Genomic DNA, 5283 nt, shown 5'->3' with positions numbered 1-5283 from the left:
CCATTAATATTCTTTGACTCGTTAAAAGAAGATAAACAATTTGATTTTATATTTGCAGCATAGCAATATGTTTAAAGCCCCCAAATAAGGGGGCTTTGCTATTCGTATAATAATCAAGAATGTGTAATTAAGTACTGTTTTTAGTTGTTCCAATTGGATGTAAGACCAGCATAATGATTGTCGGTCTTTTCAAGTTCTTCTTTAAGGTACTGATAAATTTCATCATTGTCATTTTTATTAGACATATCATTAGCTACACCCCTGAAATATTGTTCTATTTCGTTGGTACCGTTTCCATATTTATTGTCTTTGTCACAATCGTTTTGATTTTGGTTGCCGTTCTGATTTTGAGCATTATCTTTGGTTACTTTACAGTTAATACCGTCTTTAATATAAGTATCAAAATCTTTATCTTTTTCTTTTGATTGTCTTTTTCCCTCTAAAAATTCATAAACCTTTTTAAAAGCACCAGCCAATTCTTTTTGTTTTTGGATATCTATTAAAAGCCAATCAAAAAAGTTAGTACATTTGCTCTTATTGTCCTTAGGACACCCTTGTATTCCATTAGTTACTTTTTCAATTGTGTATTTAAACGCAGTTACCAATGAATTAAATAATTTTGATTCTTCATCAGTTAAAGTAATTTTTTCTTGTTGCGATTCTTTTGTGTCTAAATCACGTTTCCCCCTGCTTTTTACTTCCTGGGTGTTGTTTATATTATTTTTCTTAAAAGTGTCATTATCATTAGAATTACAGCCGCTTAGCATAATTAAAAACAAACAAAACAATATATTTATAATTTTCATTATTACTCCTTTTTTTATCTTCAGTACAATACATTAAGTAACAAAAAAGTTTACTCTTGTAAGTATAGATCCTATTTTGAGAAATATTGCTGGTTTTTAGGGGATTGTTTGGAAATTATAAATTATATATGTTTTAAGGATTATTTGTAATTTCTATTTAGGAAACCCATTAATTATCGACGTAATAATATTTGCTATGCTAGATATAGCAATTGGAGCTATTATTACAGTAATAATAATTATTAATCTATTACTTACCTTAAGTTTTTCTAATAACAATTCGCTATTAATTTTCATATCTTTTTTTAAATTCTTTTCTACGGTATCAATCTTAGTATCTAAATTTTCTATCTTAGTATTTAAACCATCTATTTTGGCATTAAATTCATTCTTTAAACCATCTATTTTAGTCTCTAAATTCTTTTCTACGAAATCGATTTTAGTATTAAGTTCATTTTTTACACTATCTATTTTAGTCTCTAAACCATCAATTTTAGTATTAAGTTCACTTTTAACACTATCTATCTTAGTGTCTAAATTCTTTTCTACACTATCAATCTTAGAAACAAGATTATCAAACTTTATCCCAAATTGTTTTTCTAGATTTTCTAAATCCCTATATGTAAGTTCATTGTGATAATATCTTTTAGATAAATCTTGTGCTATTAGTTGTTCCATGCCCAATCTTATAAACTCATTGTATATTTGTTCTTCAGTTACACTTGCAATATTTGGTAGTGCTGGTTTCATAATATTTTCCCTTTACAGTCTATTATACACTATTTTAGTTAGCTTTAGATATTTTTACATATAAAGTATAAGTTCTTGCAAGAACAACTTATTTGTAATTTACATTTTTAACTAAGGAATATTGATTATAGACTTTTTGTGCTATGGGTTTTGTTTTTTGAATGTACTCTAAAAGTATTTTGATATTATGTTTGATTGAAGTTATGGAGTGTTCGTCTCTTAGTGTTGATAAGTCTGGAAAAGTATATTCTGGATAATTTGGATCATTAACTTTTACTTTTGTTTTAGCTAAGAATGTTATAAGGTACATAACATAATCTGATAATTTTGTCTCATATTTAGCTAAAGAGCCCAGTGTTTGAATAATTGGTGGTTTTGGTTCATCTGGTAAACTAGCAATAGTATTGCAACATAGTAGTAAAGTAAGTAACAAGTAGTTTGCTAGTTTAAGCATTTTCATCCCTTTTAAGGATATTAATATATTCTCTCATGATTTTATTGCGTTTTGCTTTTAATGAGGAGATAATTTTATTACTTTTATTATTAGAAATAGCCTCTATTATCTCAATATTGTATTTTAATATGTCTTGTATTTCTTCTAATATTTTTGTTGATTCGACTGTTTCCATAGATTTTAGTGTGCTCATATATGTTTTGTAGAAAAAATCTATTACTTTGCTAAAAGTATTAATGTAGTTATGATCTATGTTTGTATCAGTTTTAGCTATGTTAGTTAAGCTTGATAGTAAATTAAGCCCTAAGCCAATAGTGTTATTTTGCATTATTTGTTTCTTCCTTGTAGATAGGTTTTCCTTCCTGATTGAATTTGAGCTTATTAGATATTTTTAGATTTTTCTCATCAGAGTTAACTAGATCAATACATTGATTGATTTTCTCATTTATTGGAGCGAGTGTTTTAGCTATTGTAGGGGTTAATGCACTCTCAAGTCTTTCCATATTTGCCGTATAGATTAATTGGTAATGAGAATACAGCTCATAAACCAAAAAGAATCCTTTGTGTGCAGCCTCATCAAATTCATCTTCAAATTTAGAAAATATATCAATAAGGTTTGATAAAGACGTAAGTCCAAGTTCAACATTATCTTTAGATAATTTCATAAATTAATCCCGTTTTTTGATATGATTATTACCATTTCCATTTTTAAAAAGTTTGCCTATTACTATGGATAATATGTCTTTTAGTAAAGGTTTGAGAAGAATTAGTGCCCCTAAAACCAGGACTGTTACAAAAATCATTACGGCTATGAGTTTTATTTCATTTAGATTAATAAGAAGTTCTGTTATTTTAATATCCATTTTTAATCCCTCATTTTAATTTTTATTTGTATATACATTATATACCAAAATTGCAATTTTTGCTAAAAAGTTTACAATTTCATAAGATATGGGACTTGACTTCCTGATAAGTAGGATCTTTTTTGCATATACCATCCTTTATATATTGGAAATCTAGAGTCAATATCAGAGTAGCTTTTATGTCGATAAACTAAATTTGTTTCAGATTCATCTGAATATTTTAGGTATAATTTTCTCGTCTCATTGTAATGATGTTTTATCTCAAGTTCTATATCAAGATAAATGATTTGATCGTCATAACTTTTATGAAAAATAAGATTCACATCGTTATAACTTTCCATATCAATAACTATTCTTTTTTGTTCGTAGCTAGTCCAATAAATTGTAGAGCCCGCAACCCTGCCACCAAAGGAAAAGTCAGATGGCACTCCTAGTAATTGTTTAGGAACAGGTGTTTTTTGAATACTTGAAGAAGACATTATCAAAAGATCATCATATCTAGATAGAGTAGCTGATGATATGCTATCTGTAAGGCGTGATTTAATTTTACTAAAAAGGCTTGAAAGCTTATTAGAATTATTACCAATTAGTTTGTCTATTACTTTCTCATAAATTTTTTCTACAAACTCTTCATCAGCTGCAAGTTCTTCAGCGATTGTAGATTTAATTATCTCTTTAAAATAGCCGAGTCCTTCACCTTTAAATGTTTTGTCTTTAGTGGTTTTCAAAAAATTTTCATAAGTAATAGCGTTGCTACTTGCAACTCCATCATCAAGTAATAAAAGATCGTTGTTATTAACGGTCGTTACTTTATTTAAATCTTTGATTTGAACTATTTCTTCTTCATCAATTAGTAATTTTTCTTCTTCTCCAGCCATAAAGCCCCCTTAATTGTTAAACGTAATAATATTGTTGCCATCTTCATTATTGATTTTAAGAACCCTACCAATAGGAATAATCCCCTTTATAAAAGCATAAATTGAATGATCATAGCCTTTGGGAAGTGAGTTGAATACCAAAGCCTTTTTAGATGCAGCGTATCCTTTTTTCTTTTCTCTAATTAGTATCTTTTTAGGCCGTTTGCCTTTTGCAGTACTAGGTGAAATAAATGTAGTAAAGTTTGTCTTTATTGCCCCTTTTAAAGAGATATCAATAACACCAGCTTCAGGGGTAGTAATTGAAATATCCACATTCAAAAAAGCCTTAAAAATCAGTCTAAAGGACTCATCAGTACCAATATGACGTAAAGCAACAATAACACTATTGATATTGCTTGTAATACTTTGTAAAGTTTGAGTTTTTGCATAGAAAATTGATAAGACTTGAGATATCCATATAGCAATATATCTTGATTTTATATTTTCTTTTGCATCAATGGATATGAAGTTAGAATTAAGAAACTTAAGCTCATTAAGCAGTTTTTGTGCGTATTCAGTTTCTGTGAGTATAAATTTTTGAATTTCAGTGTTTTTTAAAAAATTGGGTATTTTCATATTTATCAAGTATCAATGTCAATAAGTAGTCGTTCAGTTGTATTGAAAAGTAGCATTGTATCATCATTGATAGCAATATCTTGATTTGTTTGAAACTCGCTATCACTGATTTTTGAAATACTTTTAGTGTCTGTATCTTTAACACAAACTTTAATTTCCATAAATTTAATCCCTTTTACTTCATTAACTGGAGCAAAAAAGTCTTGATATTCAAAGCTAATGCCCATATCAGAATAGTTATTTGAAATAATCCTAGAATATATGTTTCTAATTTGAGAGTCTATGTTTAAGTAGAGATAGTTTTTAAGATCAAGTTTGTACTTCACTTTCATATAAACATATTTTCTTTTTCCTAGAAATATTTTGTAGGATTTAAGTTGCCCGGTTGAGTTGAGTCCATCAATTTCTATGTCTCCCTCAAGTAAAGTGCCACTAGGAGTTGTTAGATATAATGTTTCCCAAAGTTTAGCCTTAAATTCGGGGTTGTTAATATTAGTTTTATTAGTGTCTAGTAAATCTTCTTTTAGAATCAGATATATATTAGCTTTACCAGCTGAACTTTTAATGTTAGCATGTTCTATCCCATTAAGATTAAGTAAAGCATTGCGAACTGCGCTGTAAGTTGTGCTTTTGGAAGAAATGTGTTCTTCAATAGCAGCCCAATAAGTACCACCCGGTTTCATTTTAGAAAAAAAGAGATTAAGTTCATTAATTATTTCTTCTTCAATTAATGCCAAAGAAGATGCAATAATGTTGTAAATTGAGCTATTACTATCATCAATGTTAATCCCATAATTTACTCGCAAGTATTCTCTTTTAGTTCGTACTATATCCCTAATTGTGCGCTTTAGAATACCAAAATCAGAATCAAAAACAATACTCATAAATTAAACTCCATATTCAAAATATCACCAGAG

Annotated in this window: 9 protein-coding genes; all 9 read right to left on the bottom strand. The window is 28.3% G+C overall.

The window, feature by feature from the left end:
- Positions 1-140 precede the first annotated feature (140 nt).
- The 9 genes from HNP63_RS06145 to HNP63_RS06105 all read right to left on the bottom strand — a co-directional run bounded on the left by HNP63_RS06145 (position 141) and on the right by HNP63_RS06105 (position 5250).
- Entirely contained in the window at positions 141-806 is a 666-nt protein-coding gene (locus HNP63_RS06145; protein ID WP_012579221.1) for an Mlp family lipoprotein, read from the bottom strand.
- 153 nt (positions 807-959) lie between these two features.
- Positions 960-1556 carry a Bdr family repetitive protein gene (gene bdr / locus HNP63_RS06140; protein WP_183227572.1) on the bottom strand — a complete coding sequence of 199 codons (597 nt, stop codon included), beginning with the start codon at positions 1554-1556 and terminating at the stop codon, positions 960-962.
- Between the two features lie 88 nt (positions 1557-1644).
- On the bottom strand, positions 1645-2010 hold the full coding sequence (locus tag HNP63_RS06135) for a BBA14 family lipoprotein (protein WP_183227570.1): 366 nt from the start codon (positions 2008-2010) through the stop codon (positions 1645-1647).
- Positions 2003-2338 carry a BlyB family putative holin accessory protein gene (locus HNP63_RS06130; protein ID WP_183227568.1) on the bottom strand — a complete coding sequence of 112 codons (336 nt, stop codon included), beginning with the start codon at positions 2336-2338 and terminating at the stop codon, positions 2003-2005. Before HNP63_RS06130 ends, HNP63_RS06135 begins: the two co-directional genes overlap by 8 nt.
- Positions 2328-2675: a BlyB family putative holin accessory protein gene (locus tag HNP63_RS06125; protein ID WP_014486129.1), complete on the bottom strand. Its 348-nt coding sequence runs from the start codon at positions 2673-2675 to the stop codon at positions 2328-2330. The genes HNP63_RS06130 and HNP63_RS06125 overlap by 11 nt, the downstream gene beginning before the upstream one ends.
- Before the next feature lie 3 nt (positions 2676-2678).
- The gene (locus tag HNP63_RS06120; RefSeq protein ID WP_044052706.1) at positions 2679-2873 is read right to left on the bottom strand and encodes a BlyA family holin; all 195 of its coding nucleotides are present in this window, start codon (positions 2871-2873) and stop codon (positions 2679-2681) included.
- Positions 2874-2944: 71 nt separating this feature from the next.
- Positions 2945-3751, bottom strand: coding sequence for a DUF685 domain-containing protein (locus HNP63_RS06115; RefSeq protein ID WP_014486127.1), 807 nt, complete (start codon positions 3749-3751; stop codon positions 2945-2947).
- Between the two features lie 9 nt (positions 3752-3760).
- Positions 3761-4366 (bottom strand): DUF735 family protein, encoded by a 606-nt coding sequence (locus HNP63_RS06110; protein ID WP_183227566.1) that lies wholly within the window; start codon positions 4364-4366, stop codon positions 3761-3763.
- Between the two features lie 5 nt (positions 4367-4371).
- Entirely contained in the window at positions 4372-5250 is an 879-nt protein-coding gene (locus tag HNP63_RS06105; RefSeq protein WP_183227564.1) for a DUF276 domain-containing protein, read from the bottom strand.
- Between the last annotated feature and the right edge of the window lie 33 nt (positions 5251-5283).

Origin of the sequence: Borreliella afzelii (assembly GCF_014202295.1) — a bacterium.
Taxonomy (GTDB): domain Bacteria; phylum Spirochaetota; class Spirochaetia; order Borreliales; family Borreliaceae; genus Borreliella; species Borreliella afzelii.
Note: the sequence above shows the minus strand (reverse complement) of the source record. Positions and strands in the feature narration are given on the sequence as shown.